General features: G+C 43.8%; 14 protein-coding genes. 5 read left to right on the forward strand and 9 right to left on the reverse strand.

The annotated features are described in order from the left end of the window. Positions 1 to 186 precede the first annotated feature (186 nt). The 4 genes from rpoC (at position 187) to LAQ65_RS00480 (ending at position 7,957) form a co-directional block, all read left to right on the forward strand. On the forward strand, positions 187 to 4,476 hold the full coding sequence (gene rpoC, locus LAQ65_RS00465; protein WP_224114959.1) for a DNA-directed RNA polymerase subunit beta': 4,290 nt from the start codon (positions 187 to 189) through the stop codon (positions 4,474 to 4,476). A gap of 161 nt (positions 4,477 to 4,637) precedes the next feature. After that, positions 4,638 to 5,237: an OmpH family outer membrane protein gene (locus LAQ65_RS00470; protein WP_224114960.1), complete on the forward strand. Its 600-nt coding sequence runs from the start codon at positions 4,638 to 4,640 to the stop codon at positions 5,235 to 5,237. 180 nt (positions 5,238 to 5,417) lie between these two features. Next, entirely contained in the window at positions 5,418 to 6,872 is a 1,455-nt protein-coding gene (locus tag LAQ65_RS00475; RefSeq protein ID WP_224114961.1) for an APC family permease, read from the forward strand. Between the two features lie 95 nt (positions 6,873 to 6,967). After that, a complete protein-coding gene (locus LAQ65_RS00480) occupies positions 6,968 to 7,957 on the forward strand; it encodes a bifunctional heptose 7-phosphate kinase/heptose 1-phosphate adenyltransferase (RefSeq protein WP_224114962.1) in 990 nt (329 codons plus the stop codon). Between the two features lie 22 nt (positions 7,958 to 7,979). Here the strand turns inward: LAQ65_RS00480 and LAQ65_RS00485 are convergent, their stop codons facing one another. Together LAQ65_RS00485 and LAQ65_RS00490 are read right to left on the reverse strand one after the other, a co-directional pair. Beyond that, the gene (locus tag LAQ65_RS00485; protein ID WP_224114963.1) at positions 7,980 to 8,612 is read right to left on the reverse strand and encodes a DUF4230 domain-containing protein; all 633 of its coding nucleotides are present in this window, start codon (positions 8,610 to 8,612) and stop codon (positions 7,980 to 7,982) included. Further along, positions 8,609 to 9,181: a DUF4230 domain-containing protein gene (locus tag LAQ65_RS00490; RefSeq protein WP_224114964.1), complete on the reverse strand. Its 573-nt coding sequence runs from the start codon at positions 9,179 to 9,181 to the stop codon at positions 8,609 to 8,611. Before LAQ65_RS00490 ends, LAQ65_RS00485 begins: the two co-directional genes overlap by 4 nt. Positions 9,182 to 9,214: 33 nt before the next feature. On the opposite strand from LAQ65_RS00490, the gene LAQ65_RS00495 reads away from it, so the two are divergent. Continuing rightward, positions 9,215 to 9,895 carry a 2-C-methyl-D-erythritol 4-phosphate cytidylyltransferase gene (locus LAQ65_RS00495; protein WP_224114965.1) on the forward strand — a complete coding sequence of 227 codons (681 nt, stop codon included), beginning with the start codon at positions 9,215 to 9,217 and terminating at the stop codon, positions 9,893 to 9,895. Here LAQ65_RS00495 and LAQ65_RS00500 read toward each other — a convergent pair whose 3' ends face one another. The 7 genes from LAQ65_RS00500 to LAQ65_RS00530 form a co-directional block, all read right to left on the reverse strand. Next, positions 9,896 to 10,816: a GNAT family N-acetyltransferase gene (locus tag LAQ65_RS00500; protein ID WP_224114966.1), complete on the reverse strand. Its 921-nt coding sequence runs from the start codon at positions 10,814 to 10,816 to the stop codon at positions 9,896 to 9,898. 1 nt (position 10,817) lies between these two features. Next, positions 10,818 to 13,574 (reverse strand): M1 family metallopeptidase, encoded by a 2,757-nt coding sequence (locus tag LAQ65_RS00505; RefSeq protein WP_224114967.1) that lies wholly within the window; start codon positions 13,572 to 13,574, stop codon positions 10,818 to 10,820. A gap of 1 nt (position 13,575) precedes the next feature. Then, the gene (locus LAQ65_RS00510; protein WP_224114968.1) at positions 13,576 to 14,985 is read right to left on the reverse strand and encodes a sugar transferase; all 1,410 of its coding nucleotides are present in this window, start codon (positions 14,983 to 14,985) and stop codon (positions 13,576 to 13,578) included. Positions 14,986 to 14,990: 5 nt separating this feature from the next. Beyond that, on the reverse strand, positions 14,991 to 15,965 hold the full coding sequence (locus tag LAQ65_RS00515; protein WP_224114969.1) for a Gfo/Idh/MocA family protein: 975 nt from the start codon (positions 15,963 to 15,965) through the stop codon (positions 14,991 to 14,993). A 70-nt stretch (positions 15,966 to 16,035) separates the two neighbouring features. Then, positions 16,036 to 16,791 (reverse strand): murein L,D-transpeptidase catalytic domain family protein, encoded by a 756-nt coding sequence (locus tag LAQ65_RS00520; protein WP_224114970.1) that lies wholly within the window; start codon positions 16,789 to 16,791, stop codon positions 16,036 to 16,038. Positions 16,792 to 17,065: 274 nt separating this feature from the next. After that, a complete protein-coding gene (locus LAQ65_RS00525; protein WP_224114971.1) occupies positions 17,066 to 17,665 on the reverse strand; it encodes a hypothetical protein in 600 nt (199 codons plus the stop codon). Between the two features lie 100 nt (positions 17,666 to 17,765). Continuing rightward, positions 17,766 to 19,061, reverse strand: coding sequence for a hypothetical protein (locus LAQ65_RS00530; protein WP_224114972.1), 1,296 nt, complete (start codon positions 19,059 to 19,061; stop codon positions 17,766 to 17,768). Positions 19,062 to 19,199: the final 138 nt, after the last annotated feature.

Genomic DNA, 19,199 nt, shown 5'->3' on the forward strand with positions numbered 1-19,199 from the left:
AGTCAACAAGATTTTCCTTATCTTTGCCCACTATTTAAGTTGGGAAAGCTAGCTATATTTCATACAATTAATTGATTATCAGCCTGTTTCGTTGATACTTTGACCAGTATTGACGAACAGGAACCTGTATGTTTCAGCGGCTGACAACCCAGATAGGATCCATAAAACACAATCTGCAGTATATCTATGGCTATCAAAAAAGAAAATCGTCCCAAGTTCAACTTCTCCAAAATTACGATTGGACTGGCATCACCTGATTCGATCCTGGAAAAGAGTTATGGTGAAGTGTTGAAGCCTGAAACCATTAACTACCGGACCTACAAACCCGAGCGCGACGGTCTTTTCTGTGAAAGGATCTTCGGACCGGTGAAGGATTACGAGTGCGCCTGTGGAAAGTACAAGCGTATCCGTTATAAAGGTATCGTGTGCGACCGTTGTGGTGTAGAGGTTACCGAAAAGAAAGTTCGCCGTGAGCGCATGGGCCACATTAAACTGGTGGTACCTGTTGTGCACATCTGGTATTTCAAGAGCTTGCCGAATAAAATCGGTTACCTGCTGGGCATGAGTTCCAAGAAACTCGAAAGCATTGTTTATTACGAAAGATTTGTTGTGATCCAGCCAGGTATCCGTACCGATAAGGGTCAGAATGTGGGTGACCTGTTGACTGAAGAAGAATACCTCGATATATTAGAAACCCTGCCAAAAGATAACCAGTACCTGCCGGATGAAGATCCGAACAAGTTCATGGCGAAAATGGGTGCAGAAGCGGTGCATGACCTCCTGCAGAGAATTGACCTGGACCAGTTGAGTTATGACCTGCGTAATGCAGCAGCAACAGAAACTTCACAACAACGCAAAGCAGATGCCCTTAAGCGTTTGAGCGTAGTGGAAGCTTTCCGTGATGCCAATAGCAGAATTACCAACCGTCCCGAATGGATGGTGATGCAATATATTCCTGTCATTCCACCTGAATTGCGCCCGCTCGTTCCATTGGATGGTGGCCGTTTCGCATCTTCTGACCTGAACGATCTTTATCGTCGCGTGATCATCCGGAACAACCGCTTGAAGCGTTTGCTCGAGATCAAAGCGCCGGAAGTGATTTTGCGTAACGAAAAGCGTATGCTGCAGGAAGCGATTGACTCCCTGTTTGATAACAGCCGTAAATCCAACGCGGTGAAAGCCGAAGGCGGACGTGCGTTGAAGTCATTGTCAGATGTACTGAAAGGTAAACAAGGTCGTTTCCGCCAGAACCTGTTGGGTAAACGTGTTGACTATTCCGGTCGTTCTGTAATCGTAGTTGGTCCGGAATTGAAAATGCACGAGTGCGGATTGCCGAAAGACATGGCTGCTGAACTCTTCAAACCGTTTATTATCCGTAAACTGATTGAAAGAGGCATTGTTAAAACTGTAAAGAGTGCCCGTAAACTGGTTGATAAAAAAGAACCGGTGATCTGGGATATTCTCGAAAATATATTGAAAGGACACCCTGTAATGCTGAACCGTGCCCCAACACTGCACCGTTTGTCCATCCAGGCCTTCCAGCCAAAACTGATTGAAGGAAAAGCCATCCAGCTGCACCCGCTCGTAACCACCGCCTTTAACGCGGATTTCGATGGTGACCAGATGGCGGTTCACGTTCCGTTGAGTAACGCGGCCGTACTGGAAGCCCAGTTGCTGATGCTTTCTTCACATAACATACTGAACCCGCAGAACGGTACCCCAATTACCCTGCCTTCACAGGACATGGTGCTTGGCCTGTACTACATCACTAAAGGAAAGAAAACAACCGCCACTGAGAAAGTTCGCGGTGAAGGCATGTCCTTCTATTCTCCTGAAGAAGTGATTATCGCGTTGAATGAAGACAGGATCGACCTGCATGCGAACATCAAGGTGAGAACCAATGTCCGCATCAATGGTGCGCTTGAAAAGAAACTGATCGAAACCACAGTTGGTCGTGTATTGTTCAACCAGCATGTACCTGCAGAAGTTGGATTTGTGAATGCCCTGCTGACCAAGAAAAGCCTTCGGGAAATCATTGGAGATATCATTAAGATCACCAACGTTCCGAAAACCGCTAAATTCCTGGATGATATCAAAACCCTCGGATTCCGCATGGCCTTCAGGGGTGGATTATCATTCAACCCGCAGGATCTGATCATTCCGCACGTAAAGGAAGAATTGCTGGAACAGGCAAAAACTGAAGTAGACGAAGTTTGGGACAACTATAACATGGGTCTCATTACCAATAACGAACGTTACAACCAGATTGTAGACATCTGGTCAAGGGTTGATACCCGTATCACGGAGACCCTTATCCGCGAAATGCAGAATGACAAACAGGGCTTTAACTCTGTATTCATGATGCTCGATTCAGGGGCCCGTGGTTCTAAGCAGCAGGTAAAACAGCTGGCTGGTATCAGGGGTCTGATGGCCAAGCCGCGTAAAAGTGGTTCAACCGGTTCAGAGATCATTGAAAACCCGATCCTGTCAAACTTTAAAGGAGGATTGAACGTATTGGATTACTTCATCTCTACGCACGGTGCGCGTAAAGGTCTGGCTGATACCGCCCTTAAAACAGCGGATGCCGGTTACCTCACCCGCCGTCTTGTAGACGTATCCCAGGATGTGGTGATTTCAGAAGAAGATTGCGGAACCCTGCGCGGTATCGCTACTTCTGCCCTGAAGGACAATGAAGACGTTATTGAACCACTCAAAGACCGTATTGAAGGAAGAAATTCCCTGCACAATATTTATGATCCGCTGACCGATGAGCTGATTGTTACTGCGGGTGAGGAAATCACAGCAGATACTGCCCAGCGCATTGAAGATTCAGGTATTGAGTTCGTTGAAATCCGTTCAGTACTTACCTGTGAAAGTAAACGTGGTGTGTGTGTGAAATGTTACGGTAAAAACCTGGCAACAGGCTATACCGCACAGAATGGAGATGCAGTTGGTATCATCGCCGCACAAAGTATTGGTGAACCTGGTACACAGTTGACCCTGCGTACCTTCCACGTGGGTGGTGTTGCGGGTTCTGCATCAGTAGAATCAAGCCTGCTGGCCAAGTTCGACGGAACCATCCAGTTCGATGGTCTGCGTACTACAACCACAGAAAATGCCGACGGCGAGAAAGTACAGGTGGTTATCGGTCGTACCGGTGAGATCCGTAACATGGACGTCGCCAACGATCGTTTGCTGAACGTGGTGAACATTCCTTATGGTGCTACGCTGACTGTAAAAGACGGCCAGAAAGTGAAAAAAGGGGATGTGATCTGCACATGGGATCCGTATAACAACGTAATCATTGCAGAGATCGCCGGTTCAATTAAACTGGATAACGTAATTGACGGTATCACTTACCGTGAAGAGGCCGATGAGCAAACCGGTCACCGCGAGAAAGTGGTTATTGAAACAAAAGACAAAACCAAAATTCCTTCAATCATCGTAGAAGGAAAAGAGATCAAGCATTATAACCTTCCCGTAGGTTCACATATCATCATGGAAGAAGGTGAGGTAGTGAAAGCCGGACAGGTAGTTGTGAAGATCCCACGTGTTCTCGGAAAACTCCGCGATATCACGGGAGGTCTGCCAAGGGTAACTGAATTGTTCGAAGCACGTAACCCGGGTAACCCTGCCATCGTTTCAGAAATTGATGGTGTGGTAGCATTTGGTGCAATCAAAAGAGGTAACCGTGAAATCATTGTGGAAGCACGTGATGGCGTAACCAAGAAATACCTTGTACCATTAACACGCCAGATCCTTGCACAGGATGGTGACTTCGTAAAAGCCGGTGTGGCACTTTCCGATGGACAAATTGCGCCAAGCGATATCCTGTCTATTAAAGGACCATTTGCTGTGCAGGAATATGTTGTGAATGAAATCCAGGAGGTTTACCGTTTGCAGGGTGTGCGTATCAATGATAAGCACATTGAAGTGATCGTTCGCCAGATGATGAAGAAAGTATCTATCGTTGATCCGGGTGATACCAAATTCCTGGAAGATGATACTGTAGATAAGTTCGACTTTATTGAAGAGAACGATTGGATATACGACAAGAAGGTTGTAACTGATCCAGGTGAAAGCGGAAAAATGCGTGCTGGACAAATTGTTAGCCTGCGTGACCTGCGTGAGGAAAATTCCATTTTGCGTCGTTCAGATAAGAAACTGGTGGAATACCGTGATGCACAACCTGCTACTTCGCATCCGTTGTTGCTGGGTATTACCAAAGCTTCCCTGGGTGTACAAAGCTGGATATCTGCCGCATCCTTCCAGGAAACTACAAAGGTGTTGAGTACAGCTGCCATCAATGGTAAAACCGATGATATGATGGGCTTGAAAGAGAACGTTATCACTGGTCACCAGATCCCGGCCGGTACCGGTTTGCGTGAATTTGAAAACATGATCGTAGGTAGCAAGGAAGAATATGAGCTGTTGCAGACTACCCGCGAAGCCATGAACTTCGACGAAGAAGAATAAGCAAACAACTAAATAGGAATGATGTCTGGCACTTCAAAGGTGTCAGACATCTTTGTTTTGCCCCGGTTTTTCACATGAACAGTTAAATTTAAAAAGAATTCTACCGGGTTTACGGCCATTCTCCGTAAACCCCTTAATTTGCCATTTACAAATACAATTTCATGAAGCAACTTTCCTTAGTTCTGAGTGTGATAGCGACCCTGTTGAGCGGATTTTTACTGGTTAAGCAATACAGCAATACCCCTAAAACGGAAACACCTGCTGTAATTAAAACCGGGTCAGCTGCCCCATCAGGCCAGGAATTCCGTATGGCCTATTTCGATATTGATTCACTCCAGAACAAATACCAGTTTTTCAAAGATGCACTGGCGCAACTGAAAGTAAAAGAAGAGGCCATGAACAATGAGCTTTCTTCCCTGGAACGTTCTTACCAGAAAAAAATCAGCGAATGGCAGCAGAAAGGATCTACAATGAGCCAGTCTGAAGCTGATGCGGTTCAACGGGAGTATGCGCAGATGCAGCAGAACTACCAGCAGCGCCGCCTTACCCTTGAGCAGCAGCTTGAGACCCTTAAAATGGATTATAAAAAGAATATCAAGAATAAGATTGAAGTATACCTGAAAGATTTCAATAAGGACAATAAGTATGCTTACATTATGTCTTATGAGCCCGAACTGATGTTCTATAAGGATACTGCTTACAACATTACTAATCAGTTGATCGAGGGATTGAATGCGGCATACCAGAAAAAGGAGAAGTAAAGAAGGGTGAACGGTAAGCGGTAAGCGGTGAGTCGTGAATTCTGCAATAATAAGTGTAACAAAGCTACCGCTTACCGGTAGCTTTTTCTTTTCCCGCCGCTCACCGCTTACCGCTTACCGCTTACCGTTCACCGCTCACCTGTCACATTTTTTCCTATCTTCCCCTTACATAATTACTGTATGAGTCAAACTGGTTCTACTTTTAAGCCCACCCTTGGTTTATTGGATGCTACGATGGTAGTGGCAGGTTCTATGATAGGTTCTGGGATATTTATCGTTAGCTCGGATATTACCCGCAACGTTGGCAGCGCAGGCTGGCTAATTTTCGTTTGGTTACTTACCGGTTTCATGACCTTAACCGCTGCTTTAAGTTATGGTGAATTAAGTGCTATGTATCCCAGGGCAGGCGGGCAATACGTTTACCTGAAAGAAGCGTACAATCCACTGATTGGATTTTTATATGGTTGGAGCTTTTTCGCAGTGATTCAAACGGGTACGATTGCAGCAGTAGGGGTGGCCTTTTCTAAGTTCGCTGCCTACCTTGTTCCTGCACTTAGTGAAAAACATATTTTAATTGACCTTGTATATTTTAAAATCTCTGCAGCACAGTTGGTGTCGATAGTGCTGGTTACCTTTCTAACCTATATTAATACCCGTGGTGTGAAAGAAGGAAAATTAATTCAGACCACTTTTACACTTGCAAAGTTGCTGGCCTTATTCGGACTGATCATATTCGGGTTTCTGATAGGTTCAAAAGCCGGTATCTGGAATGCTAACTGGAGTGATGCATGGCATTTTGGGAAACTGGAAAAAACTGAAGGCGGCAGCGATCTCGTCTTTTTAGGAGAAGCTATAATGAAAACACCGTATGCATCGCAAATCGCTATCATTGGTGCATTGGCAGCCGCGATGGTAGGCTCTGTTTTCAGCAGTGATGCATGGAACAACGTTACTTTCATAGCCGGTGAAATTAAAAATCCCGAGCGAAATATCGGCCTTAGCCTTTTCTTCGGCACGCTGATCGTAACTATTATCTATGTAGCCACAAACCTCATGTACACGGCTGTTTTACCACTTAATGAAATTGCCTTTGCCGAGAACGACCGGGTTGCAGTGGCCGCCTCTCACAATATATTCGGTAACGCAGGCACGATCCTGATCGCTATCATGATTATGATTTCAACATTTGGCTGCAACAACGGGCTGATTCTCTCAGGCGCGAGGGTGTATTTTACTATGGCAAAAGATGGCCTTTTCTTTAAGGAGGCTGGAAGCCTTAACCGCAATGGTGTTCCTGGAAAGGGACTCTGGATACAATGCCTCTGGGCCTGTATCCTGTGCCTTAGCGGAAAATATGGTGACCTGCTCGATTATGTTGTTTTTGTTGTACTCATTTTTTATATCCTGACCATTGCCGGAATTTTCAGGTTACGGATAAAAAAACCGGAAATACACCGCCCCTATAAAGCATTCGGCTACCCCGTTTTACCTGCAGTTTATATATTCCTGGCTACTTCCATGTGCCTTGCCCTGCTGGTATCGAAGCCCAGGTTCTCTTCCTTCGGACTGTTAATTGTATTAGTGGGAATCCCATTATATTATATTGCAGTGGCGAACAGGAAGGAGCAGGGGTAAGTTAATAGTGAATAGTGAATAGTGAATGGTGAATGGTGAATAGGGCCATAGGAAGACTTTGCGTGACTAAACTTCGGATCAGTTAATTTTGCACAATGAATTTTGATCAGTTATTCAAATCTTTTAATGACATAAAAGTTGGTGTAATTGGCGATGTAATGCTCGACACATATTGGTGGGGCCATGTTGACCGCATTTCACCAGAAGCACCGGTTCCTGTTGTGGCTCTTGATAAGCGTGAATTACGCATAGGCGGTGCCGGTAACGTTGCCCTGAACCTGGTTGCCCTTGGGGCAAAAGTGAACATATTCTCTGTAATGGGCGAAGATACGGACGGCCGCACCCTCGACCAACTGCTGACCGATAGCGGTATAGATACTTCTTACATTATCTTCAGCCATGAGAGGAAGACCACTAATAAAGTGCGGGTAATTAGCCGCAACCAGCAGATGATGCGGCTCGACAGCGAAACCACCGCCGACCTCAGCAAAACAGTGGAAGATGCACTGTTTGACAGGATCTGCGATTTTATACAGAAAGAAAAACCCGCTGTACTGATCTTCGAGGATTATAATAAAGGGGTACTCACGGAAACACTTATCCGAAGGGTAATAGGTCTCTGTAAGGACAATAATGTCATTACATCAGTTGATCCGAAAAAGAAGAACTTTTTCACCTATACCGGGGTTGATATTTTCAAACCCAATTTGAAAGAAGTAAAAGAAGGATTGAATATTGCCCTTGAATCAGTTACCCTGGAGGCGATGAAAGAAGTGCACAATCGGCTTCAAAAGGAACTGTCGCACCATATTTCCTTCATTACCCTTTCCGAAAAAGGGGTGTTCTACCAAAAAGACGACCAGGCGGCTATTATTCCATCACATATTCGCAATATTGCCGACGTAAGCGGAGCTGGTGATACTGTTATTGCAGTTGCGTCGCTGGTGTACGCAGCAACCCGTGATGTTGAACTTTTTTCGCATGTGGCTAATATTGCAGGTGGGCTCGTTTGCGAAGAAGTAGGCACAGCCGCCATCAATAAAGACTTATTGCTTGCCGAATGTAAAGTTTTGATTCCTTCCTGAACAGCTTCTTAATATGTTGTATTTACTGGCTGGTTACAACCCGCACCCGGGTATATCCCAATGCTTTCAGGAAGTGCTGCATTACCTGCAGGGATTGTACATCGGCCTTATGTAAAAGGCCTTTTTCAATTGCCCTGGCTTTCAATTGTTCAATGGCTTTTAACTTCAGGGTATTGACTTCCGCTGGTAACCATATCCCTTCTTCAATAAATGTTTCAGTGCCTGAAGGATTGGCAGTTACCTGCAAAATTTTTGCAGCCGGCAGGGTCAGCGAAACTGAATCACCGCTGGCAAATACCTGCTGATCGCTCAAGCCGCCAAGATCCGTACCAACCTGGACAGTCCCTTTAACCACCAGCACAAGGTGGTCCAGGGCCAGTCCGGCAGTAGGCGTAACCAGGTGCAGCAGTTGCCTGGCAGAACCGACTGGCGCAGGTTTTACAGTGCTGACAACAACCTCGTCAAAAGCCGTTATGGATACCAGTTGGCTGACCTGCCTTATTTCATTGATCAGGATTGGGGTCTGGTCAATCAATACTGGTGCGGGTTTGAAAATCATTGATGGCGATGGCAGCCATCCGGCTTTTACAACGAGTACGTATATGCCCAGTACAATGAGTATCGCTGCAACGGTATTGATGGTACGTTTAATCATTGTTTAAAGGGATTAGCAGGTTGCTTGCCAAAGCTTATTGTTATTTGATCATAACCCAGCTTTTTCAAAAAGGCAGTCAGGAATTGACGGACATTTTTTTCAGTAGTAGCATAAATACCGGTTTCAGCAATTGCGCTGGTAATTTGCTTTTCGCCCTGGGCAAGCAGTGCATCACGTTCAGCATTGTTAAACTGCATCCTGAAAATGCCCACCTCTTCATAAGCCACTTTTATTTTATCGGGTGGAATCGTCATTGATATCAGCCTGGGCTCGGGTAATTGCAGGCTGATCTTCTTGCCATCGATGATAACATCCTGCGGACGAACAGATTGCAGGTCTATGCCCGCTTTAATGGTCGCTTCCACCGATATAAGGATTTTACGATCCCCTATTTTATACCAGGTTTGGTTATCGTTTGCTTTTACAATTTTTGTAATGCTGTATTCAGTAGTGGCGAGTTCCCCCATTTCGGTAATTGCCAGCACTTGTTGTACCCTTTCCTGCCTGCTTTGGCAGGAAACCGCAAGTACCATCAAAAGCGTGTACCCATAGTGCTTTATTTTACCCATATTTGCAAATTACTGATTTCGTATTTTGAGTGCATGGAAAAATATGCTGTTGTTGTTGCTGGTGGATCCGGCATGAGGATGGGTACTGCTGTTCCCAAACAATTCCTGCCTTTGCGGGGAAAACCTGTATTATGGTATACGCTCACTGCATTCCTGGATTCTTTCCCGGATATGCAGATTATCCTGGTACTCCCTGAACAATATCTCGAAACCGGGAAGGAGATACTTCGGTCGACCTACGACCCCAACAGGATTTGGATGACCATTGGCGGCGAAACAAGATTCCATTCCGTAAGGAACGGCCTGCAACATATCAAAAAACATTCAATCATTTTTGTGCATGATGGCGTACGATGCCTGCTAACGCCAGGGCTTATACGCCGTTGTTTCGATGGCGCTGTAGACAAGGGTAATGCCATCCCGGCCATAAAAGCTGTTGATACCATCAGGATTGAAACGGTAAATGGCAATATGCAAATTGACCGCGAAAAAGTCAGGATCATCCAAACACCACAAACTTTTTTCTCTGACCTGATCAAATCGGCCTTTGAACAGGATTTCCATGAGTCTTTTACAGATGAGGCAAGTGTAGTTGAAAAACTGGGCGTTAAGATCAACCTCATTGAAGGGGAAAGCAGTAATATTAAAATTACCCGTCCACTCGACCTGCTGATTGCAGAGAGGGTGCTTGAAGAAAGGGAAATGGGTCTCTGATTATTTTTTTAACCATTTTAAAAAGGCGGGTAACCGGTTTAATTTAATTACCGGGTAATGTTCTTCTATTGCCCCGTAGCTGCTGTAGAAAAAAGCCAGGTTACGTATATCCGAGCCTTCAAAATCCAGTGTTAAATCAAGACCTGCATGATCTTTAATAAAGGCATCAATCAGGGCATGGGAAGCACCCGCTGTTTTCCCGTCAGGATGATTGCCCACTAAAATGTAATAAGCCCTTTTAGTTGAGAAGAGGAAGACACAGGAGGCCAGTAATACGCCTTGCTGGTTCCTGACCCCATAAGTTACCGCTGCCTGTTTTGAAGCCATACGGTTGTATAATTTTTCAAACCGGGTATAGGTTTCATGATCTATCAGGCCGGGTATGCTATAAGACCTGGCAAGTGCAATTACTTCGGCAACCGGAAATCCTTTGTCAACATAATAATGCAGGTCTGCACACTTCCTGATATTCCTTTTAAGGTTTTGCCGGTATGCACCATAAATCGTTGGATAGTCGTGGCGAAGGGACAAAATATAATTTGCCCTTTGCTGCAAAGCGAATTTTTCCAGCCTGAAGTTATTACCTGCATTAAGCGGGAAATCCCAATACCTGAATTTTTCGGGAATGGCCTGCAGGAAGGCTTCTACAATTGCTGCTGTTAAATGATTCCCGAAAAGACCCAGGGCCGCACAGAAAGGTGGATAATAGAGGTAATAGACTCCCCATTTTTTTCGCCATACCAGGGGCATTACAGCTTCATAATTGTTAAGAACCAGGCCATCCCAATCACTGCACATGCCATCTAGCCATTCACTTTGCGCATATATTACGCCATTATCCGATGATTCAATACAGCGGTCCCATGCAATGGTATCCAGCTCCCGGCGTTTTTTATATTGTATGTTTAATGCGTTTGTCATGTTATAGTCCAGCTTTCGCCAATAATTTCCTGCTGCTGATTTTCTGTATGTCAATACTGAAGGAAATCGTTTTCAGGAATTTATTGTTACCCAGGGTTGTTTGGTTATAGTTGCGGAAAACCATGCTGTTTACAACGGGAATATAAATGTTAACCAACTCACTGAAGAGGCTGAGTTGAATGCCTGAATCAAACAATAACCTCCCATCTTCATTGTCTGTCTCCCAGGCTTCTGCATAAGTACCGATATCCAGGAATACTTTCAGGGGTATCTTTACCGGAAGTAAAGATAATGGGTTGAATTTATGGGGAATACTGGTAGTGAAATTCATCGCTGCCAGCCAGTTATCGGTTTTACCGATTTCCTGGCTATACAAATCAGTCCTTACTTTGAATCCGCCATCCCGCAGCATAATTTGCTGGCTCATCCAACCCGAGAATTCATTCCGGCCCACAAAATAATTTGAATAAGTATAGTCTTCGTATCCATTTGCACCGGTCATGTTCAGGTGGTAGCGATCAAGGGCCAATTGCTTGGAAGCCGTTTTTGTACCATTGTAAATAAATTTCCCGACAAAAAATCGAAAGTCAAGTCCACCGTTTTTTTCGGCATAGTTGAAAAAATACTGCCCTGTGAATGCCAGCCGGGTAAAGTCTTTCATAAAATTTATGGTTGCATCAAATGCATAAGGGTATAAAGCCCTGTGATCAGCATAATAGAATTTCAGCTCTTGCAGGTTTCGGTTCAGTGCCTGTTTGGTAAGCATGGTGCTGGTGTCTGTACCAACAATGCTGGTTTGGATATCCGATGATTCTTCCCTGAAGAAAAAGGATTTCAGTTGCAGGAATCTTTCCCTTTTGGATAAGGGGCTTCGTTCTTTCATGGAGAACTTCAGGTAAGGAGAAAATTTACTGTAATGCAAAACCTGTTGCTCAGATTCATAAGTCAGCTGGTTCCCGGCAAAACGGGAAAGATTTATGCCTGCTTCAACCTGTTGCAGGTTACCCGCCGGGTACCAATTATAAGATAGGTTTGCCAATCCGGCAAAGCTCTTACTTTTAGTGCCGTACAATGGTGCAATGAAAAACCTGAATCGCGGAAGCGGCAACTGGTAATTGTGGAGGAACCCACCCAGCATAAAGCCATCATAAAAGTTGTAGCCGGGCAGTGGGCCGATGCCAATAGTTTGGTAATGCGGGTTTCCGCGGAAATCAAATAGGAAGACCGGCTTAATTTTTTTAGGGACAGGGTTTTCCATAGGCCCGGTCTTCGATAGCAGGTTGAATATTCCAATGGGTTGCTTACTAACCGTCTCAAATACCTGCTGAAAATCCGAAGGGCCGGGATGATGGAACGAGAATTCCCGGTAATATTCTTTCATGCAGCTGTCGAATAGCGATCGCCCAAGAGTTTGCTCCAGTTTTTCCAGCCATAACGCTGCCTTGTAATAAGGAACCAGTCCGTAGTTTGCGGCATTGAATGCATCAGCGCTGGTTGCAATTGCCTGGTCGCGGTGAATGCTTTCTATTCCACTTAATAATTCAGGTTCCGGATCAAATGGTAACATATGCGAAAGAAACGCCGGCATTTTCTCAGAATAGTCGGGATGCTGTTGTTCATAGCGCCTGTCGTAATAGGTATCCAGGCCTTCATCGAGCCACGGGTATAGCCTTTCATTGGAACCCAGTGCAGCATAAAACCAGTTGTGGCCAATTTCATGTTCGATAGTCATTTCCAATTCCCGTTCTGCATAAATATTATTCAGAACAGTAATGGTTGGATATTCCATACCACCATTCTCTTCACCCTGGTAACCATCTACTACCCGGGCAACCGTATAGGGATATTCACCGATAACACTGTTCCTGAACCGGATAGCTGATTTTAAATATTGCACACTCTTTTGCCATACCTGTTCATGGCCGGGAAGCTGGTAACTGAACAATTCTATTGTTTTGCCGGTTGGGGTTACCAGGGTGTCGGCCCGGACAATAAATTTATTAGAAGCAAACCAGGCAAAATCGTGGATGTTTTCCTGGGTATAGTTCAATGTTTTCAATTTTTCACCAGAAATACCTGTCAATCCTTTTATACTATCATTTAAAACGCCCGTACCTGCAACAATAAAATCATCGGGCACGGTAATGGCAACGGCATAGTTGCCAAACTCACTATAAAATTCACCCTGGTCAAGGTAGGGCATAGGGTGCCAGCCGTCTTTATCATAAACTGCAGGTTTGGGATACCATTGCGTAATAGCATAAAATCCTTTTTGGTAGCCCATCCTGGAAAATATAGCCGGTAATTTAATGTGGAATACTGAACTTATAACCAGCGACTGGTGGGGTGGAAGAGGGCTGGGTAAAAGCAGTTTCAGGATATCCTGGTGTACCGGGTGGTCTTCGGTTGTTGCGATAATGCCATCCACAGAAAACTGCAATTGGTTCATATACCCTCTTTCTTCTTCCCTGCTGAAATAAAAATCAATGCGGTTATTTGCCAGTAACTGTTCACTGAATGCGGTTTTATCATTCCTGTAAGCATTTGGCCAGCAATGCATCCAGATGTAATAAAGGGTATCGGGACTATTATTAAAATAGTGCATGCTCTCTGTGCCCTGCAGGCTATGGTCTTTGTCGTTGAGGCTGACTTTGAGTTGCACATCGCATTGTTGTTGCCATTGGATGGTTTGCGCCTGGCAATTATCTGGCAGGAAAAAAATCAAAGAAAACACAACTGCAGGGAAGGTTGCTTTCATGTCATTTTCCTTTTCCGGATAAGATAATTCGAATAGTATGAAACATGATTTTAAAATCTAGTGCCAGAGAAATATTTTCAATGTAGAGCAGGTCATATTTCATTCTTTGCAGCATATCTTCCAGGTTTTCAGCATATCCGAATTGTATCATGCCCCAGGAAGTTAGTCCGGGTTTTACTTTAAGCAGGTACCGGAAATAGGGTTCTTTTTCAATGATCCGGTCGATATAGAATTTTCTTTCCGGCCTTGGGCCAACCAGGCTCATTTCATCCCTGAAAATGTTCCAGAGTTGCGGTAGTTCATCCAGGCGCCATTTGCGCATCACTTTTCCCCAGGAAGTGATCCGGGGGTCTGTATCAGAAGACAGGGCAGGGCCATTTTTCTCCGCATCGGCTACCATAGAACGGAATTTGAGTATTGTGAACGGCTTACCTTTATAACCGATCCTTTCCTGCTTGTAGATAATCGGGCCCGGAGATGAAAGCCTTACCCTGATGGCCACATATACCAATAATGGAAAAAGGATAACCATTCCCGTTATAGCGAAGAAAATATCCAGTAACCTTTTGATGTTTTGTTGCCAAACCGGCATAAGGTTGGTGTGGATATCTGTGAGAAGTGGACTGAATACATTATCGGTTCTGATTGATCCGGATAATATGCTGATTGCACTGGGCAATAATTTTATTTCAACGTCTTTGTCGCTTAACCTTTTTATATATTGTTCGGCTTCAGACAGGTGGCTTGTTTCAAGGGCCAGTACAACCAGGTTAATATTATTATTATCAATGATTGACTCAAGTTCTTCGGGTGTACCGAAATAAGGCAGTTTCTTGCTGAGGCCATTGGGTTGCATGGCTACATAACCACTATAATAGTAACCTGCATTGCGCAGTTGCTGGCCGGTTGCCTGGAATATATTCCTCGCAATAGTTGTATCGCCTACCAGAATGGTGTTAAACCGGATTGAACCATTCAGCAATTGTTTTTTTGCCCTGTTCAGCAAGAGCAAACGGCCGGTGAAAGTGAATCCTGTTTGTAAAGCCACCAGCGATAAAAATATAGTATAATAGTAAGCAAGTGTTTTTTGGTCATCATTCAGCAAAATCATAAAAAAGATCGCCGTAGAACCAATGAGGCTGGCAATGAATGTAGTTGTGAATTCACGCAACCTTGATTTCTTATAGAGGGACTGGTAACTGCCGATCAGGAAATAAAAGAGTACCCAGATAACTGGTAATATGGCGAGTCCTTCAAGTATGCCATTATTGATAAAAAAATGTCCATCCTTCAATACGGGAAAACCCAGCAGCCTGTTGCGTAAAAGGAAGAAAAGGAACCAGACCAATGCTGCAGCCAGGTAATCGCTCAGGGCGTACCAGGCTGGGTGGATAGGTCTGGAGGTCTTCATATTTATCAGGTATTGATCGTATTATTGCGGATTTTTTGCAGTATCTGGTGGGCAACTTCCATAGCCCTGAAACCATCCACTTCAGAAACTACAGGTACCGTATTATTCAGTATAGCATCCCTGAACTCTTCCAGTTCCAGTTTGATGGCATTTACTTCAGGGACCATCGGGTTGGCTACTGCAATTGTCTTTTTCCCCTTTGGTGTATCAATATCAAATTCAAAAACATTTTCATCTTTATCAGCTTTCAGGCGTATAACTTCTGTTTTTTTATTCAGGAAGTCGATACCTACATAAGCATCTTTCTGGAACAGGCGCATCTTCCTCATTTTTTTCATGGAAATCCTGCTGGATGTAAGGTTGGCCACGCAACCATTATTAAATTCAATGCGCACATTGGCGATATCCGGCGTGTCAGTTAAAACAGAAACCCCGCTTGCAGAAATGTTTTTCACTTCGCTTTTCACCAGGCTCAGGATGATATCAATATCGTGAATCATGAGATCAAGGATTACACTTACTTCGGTGCCCCTGGGGTTGAATTGCGCAAGTCGGTGAACTTCCATAAACATAGGGTTCAATTTCAGCGATTTTGTGGCCAGGAAGGCAGGATTGAAACGTTCTACATGGCCTACCTGAAGTTTGATATTGGATTCCTTTACCAGTTTAACAAGTTCACGGGCCTCTTCCATGGTATTGGCCAGGGGCTTTTCCACAAAAACATGTTTACCGTTACGTATAGCAAGCTGGCAAAGTTCGAAATGAAAATTAGTAGGCGCGACAATATCGGCCGCATCAATCTGGGCTATAAGTTCGGCCGGATCTGTAAATCGCTTTAATTGGTATTTCGCCATAACCTCACTGGCAATCTCATCATTGGGATCGTAGAAACCTACCAATTCCACATTTTTGATTTCCTTCCAGTTATTCAGGTGAAATTTTCCAAGATGACCAGTACCAAAGACGCCGATTTTCAACATACACTTTAATTAATCCTTCAAAGATAATTAAGCAGTGCATAGGTAGTTCAGCTAAACCGGTTAACCGTATTTACCTTACGAGGTCTGAACGCTGCGCATAATAGGTAGTTGGCGCATAAATAAACAGGCAGCTGCCATTTTTAATGGTATTGATAATTGGACGGGTAAGTTTTGTAGGAATAGCCGGACAACCCTGTGACCTTCCGATATAACCCATGCTGCGAATCATGCCTTCATTGACATAGTCGGCCCCATGCATCACAATAGCGCGGGATTCGGCATTATCATTAATGCCTTTTTCAAGTCCTTCCAGCCTAAGGGAATAGCCATTGTTACCATAATAAGTGTTTTCAGTGCGGTAAAAACCAGGACTGCTTTTATAGGAAGAAGGGTTGTTTGAAAAATTGATGGCCTGCTCTTTGCCCGAATTCCTGCCATGGGCAACATAGGTATTAAAGAGAAGGGATTTGCGCCGGATATCTATTACGTACAGTCTTTTACGGGTACTGGGCTGGCTGAAATCAACAATAGTCAGCAGGTCTTCATTCGATAGTTGGTTGCTTTCTTTCAGTTTTTTCCAGCCTTTAATCGCCTGTTCAAAGGCTGTTGCACTTAATCCGGAATTTTCCAGGTTCATTTGTGTGTAGGCGCTGAAGAAGTCGGCTTTTTCATTTCCATCAGCGACTATTGGGTTCTCTGGTATATTCAGACCCGAACTATCGGCTGTAGATTTTTTACCGCTAAATGCTGGAATGCCGTTCTCTGAAAAGGATAATAATACGATCGCTATTACGGCAAAAAGTATTCCGGTTACACGATATTTCATGAGCTTTGCCTTCAATACTTAAATCTTTAGTGTCCCATAAAGACGGCGATTTAAAAAATATGGTTGCCGGTGAACAAGCCCAAAATTGCAAAATTTGAACAAGTACTAAGTGAACTGGGTAATTTATTTAAAAAAAGGCTCATAGCTGTTGATAAATAGAGTATTAAATATATTAATGACAATAATGTGAATTGTTAAAGAACTGTTGCAATTGGGTGGGGTACAAAAAAAACCGCTCCTTTTCAGGCAGCGGCTCATTTTTCAGCAGTGTAATTTAGAAATTAAAAATGCCATGCACACCAAATGTATTTGGCTTATTCTCATTCAATCCTTTCATATAAGAAAGAAGTATTTCAATGTTGTGGGTTCCCTGGCCAACGCCAAATCGTACCCCGCCATTCGCAGCGGGACCATATGTTGTTAATGATTTTTCAACTGTTTGCTCATAGGGATTTCCATCATTTGCAATAGTTTCATCGATTACATAAGAGCCATGGTTGAGGCCAAACCCGCCTCCGAGGAAATAACCAAAACGATCGCTGGATTCTTTAGAAGAACCCGCCCCCCAATTTATATTCAGCATAACAGGGGCATTAATCATGTATTGCAGCGAATTTGAAGTACCATAGTAATTATCATAATTGTAAGAACCGGATACACCAAAAGAAAGGGGGATGCCAACTGTTAGGGATGATGATTCTGATTCCATTACAGTAACTCGTGGGGAATACATTAATGTTCCAAAAGCAGATGTTTGTGCTTTTTGCATCGAGTTAACCAAAAAACCAGTACCAACACCATGCATAAAAGTTTGCGCGTGGGCATGGCCCAGGAATAGGGAGACAACCAGAAATACCGCTAATTTTTTCTTCATTGAATAAAATTTGCAGCGAACATAATAAAAGTCTTTCGGATATACAAGCAAGTTAGGATAATGGCTTTGTAAAGGTTTTAAATTTGTTTTTCGGATGTAATTATTTACTATAAGTATGTCCGGCGTTTACCCAGTTGGCAATCTTCAATTTTTCGGCTGCTGTTAATGGGGCGCCCGGTGGCATGGATCCGTTTGTAGTTGTAGTTTGTATCCTGCTCCACCGACTTACAATTTCACAATCGGTTAAAAAGTTTACACCACCAGAACTTGAAGAGGTATGGCATGGTGCACATTTTGTGATCAGCAGGTTTTTAACATCAGTAAATAAAGGGCCGGGAGGCAAAGTCCCGACGGTTACTGATGTTGTTTTTACACAACCTGCCGCATCTTTTGCACCAACCGTATATGTGCCTGCTGCTAAATTATTAAAGCTATTTCCTGCCTGGTAAGTGCCACCGTTTATATTAAATGTAAAACCTGTTGAACCTGAAGCGGATACAGTTATACTTCCGTTATTGGCTGTGGTTGTACAATTCGTAACGCCAACCGCTGTTCCTGATACTGTAATTGTTTTTCCTGCACATGGATCAACTGAAGTACTGCCTAATGTAATTTGTGCTGTTCCTGTGCATCCATTTGAATTTTTTGCAGTCACAGTATAAGTGCCGGCTTTAAGACCAGTGAAACTTCCACTTGATTGGAATGTACCGTTATTAATGCTATAAGTAAATCCTGAACCACCGGTTGCTGAGACAGAAATAGTGCCATTGGATTGGTTGGACGCAGGATCTGTTTTGGTTGCTGTAACTCCAATTTTAACGCCAGCACAAGGATCAGTTCCAACTAATACGACTTGCACGGTTCCTGTGCATCCGTTAGCATTCTTTGCAGTTATTGTATAAGTTCCTGCTTTAAGATTTGTAAAGCTGTTGCCTGACTGGAATGCACCATTATTAATACTATACGTATAACCTGATCCACCAGTTGCAGAAGCCGTTATTGACCCGTTTGACTGCCCTGTTGCCGGGTCTTTTTTAGTTGTAGTTACTGTGATTGTTATCCCTGCACATATATTATTCTGGTCGATCTTTACAGCTATTTCTCCTGTACAGCCATATGAATTTTTTGTTACAATTTTATAGTTGCCTGCAGAAAGTCCGGTAAAACTGCCGCTTTGCTGGAAATCACCATCATTAAGACTGAATTGAAAATCTTTACCGCCAGTAGCGGTTGCGGTAATCACACCATCATTTTTAGTTGAAGCATCTTTTTTGGTAACGGTTACCAATACTGTTATCCCTTTACAGGGATCAATAGTTTCGTGTTGGCAGGAAACAAAGAAAACGATGGCTGCAATAAAAGTAAAGCCTGATAAAAGAGTTATAAACTTTTTCATAAGTACTGGATTGTGAACTTAGGTTTCCAATATCTGTGCCAGTAAGCCTTTTATGTGGATAACTATTGTTTTAGAACTCCATAGTATTTTTGGGAATCAGGTAGTAGCATTACCTGGCTGGTATGTCCTGGCAGTTTT

Origin of the sequence: Flavihumibacter profundi (genome assembly GCF_020076305.1) — a bacterium.
GTDB lineage: Bacteria > Bacteroidota > Bacteroidia > Chitinophagales > Chitinophagaceae > Flavihumibacter > Flavihumibacter profundi.

What these genes read in the sequence shown, in the direction of transcription:
- LAQ65_RS00525 (WP_224114971.1), bottom strand. Translation starts at nt 17,665, where the DNA reads ATGAAGAAAAAATTAGCGGTATTTCTGGTTGTCTCCCTATTCCTGGGC.
- LAQ65_RS00475 (WP_224114961.1), top strand. Translation starts at nt 5,418, where the DNA reads ATGAGTCAAACTGGTTCTACTTTTAAGCCCACCCTTGGTTTATTGGAT.
- LAQ65_RS00530 (WP_224114972.1), bottom strand. Translation starts at nt 19,061, where the DNA reads ATGAAAAAGTTTATAACTCTTTTATCAGGCTTTACTTTTATTGCAGCC.
- LAQ65_RS00510 (WP_224114968.1), bottom strand. Translation starts at nt 14,985, where the DNA reads ATGAAGACCTCCAGACCTATCCACCCAGCCTGGTACGCCCTGAGCGAT.
- LAQ65_RS00495 (WP_224114965.1), top strand. Translation starts at nt 9,215, where the DNA reads ATGGAAAAATATGCTGTTGTTGTTGCTGGTGGATCCGGCATGAGGATG.
- LAQ65_RS00505 (WP_224114967.1), bottom strand. Translation starts at nt 13,574, where the DNA reads ATGAAAGCAACCTTCCCTGCAGTTGTGTTTTCTTTGATTTTTTTCCTG.
- LAQ65_RS00520 (WP_224114970.1), bottom strand. Translation starts at nt 16,791, where the DNA reads ATGAAATATCGTGTAACCGGAATACTTTTTGCCGTAATAGCGATCGTA.
- LAQ65_RS00500 (WP_224114966.1), bottom strand. Translation starts at nt 10,816, where the DNA reads ATGACAAACGCATTAAACATACAATATAAAAAACGCCGGGAGCTGGAT.
- LAQ65_RS00485 (WP_224114963.1), bottom strand. Translation starts at nt 8,612, where the DNA reads ATGATTAAACGTACCATCAATACCGTTGCAGCGATACTCATTGTACTG.
- LAQ65_RS00470 (WP_224114960.1), top strand. Translation starts at nt 4,638, where the DNA reads ATGAAGCAACTTTCCTTAGTTCTGAGTGTGATAGCGACCCTGTTGAGC.
- rpoC (WP_224114959.1), top strand. Translation starts at nt 187, where the DNA reads ATGGCTATCAAAAAAGAAAATCGTCCCAAGTTCAACTTCTCCAAAATT.
- LAQ65_RS00490 (WP_224114964.1), bottom strand. Translation starts at nt 9,181, where the DNA reads ATGGGTAAAATAAAGCACTATGGGTACACGCTTTTGATGGTACTTGCG.
- LAQ65_RS00480 (WP_224114962.1), top strand. Translation starts at nt 6,968, where the DNA reads ATGAATTTTGATCAGTTATTCAAATCTTTTAATGACATAAAAGTTGGT.
- LAQ65_RS00515 (WP_224114969.1), bottom strand. Translation starts at nt 15,965, where the DNA reads ATGTTGAAAATCGGCGTCTTTGGTACTGGTCATCTTGGAAAATTTCAC.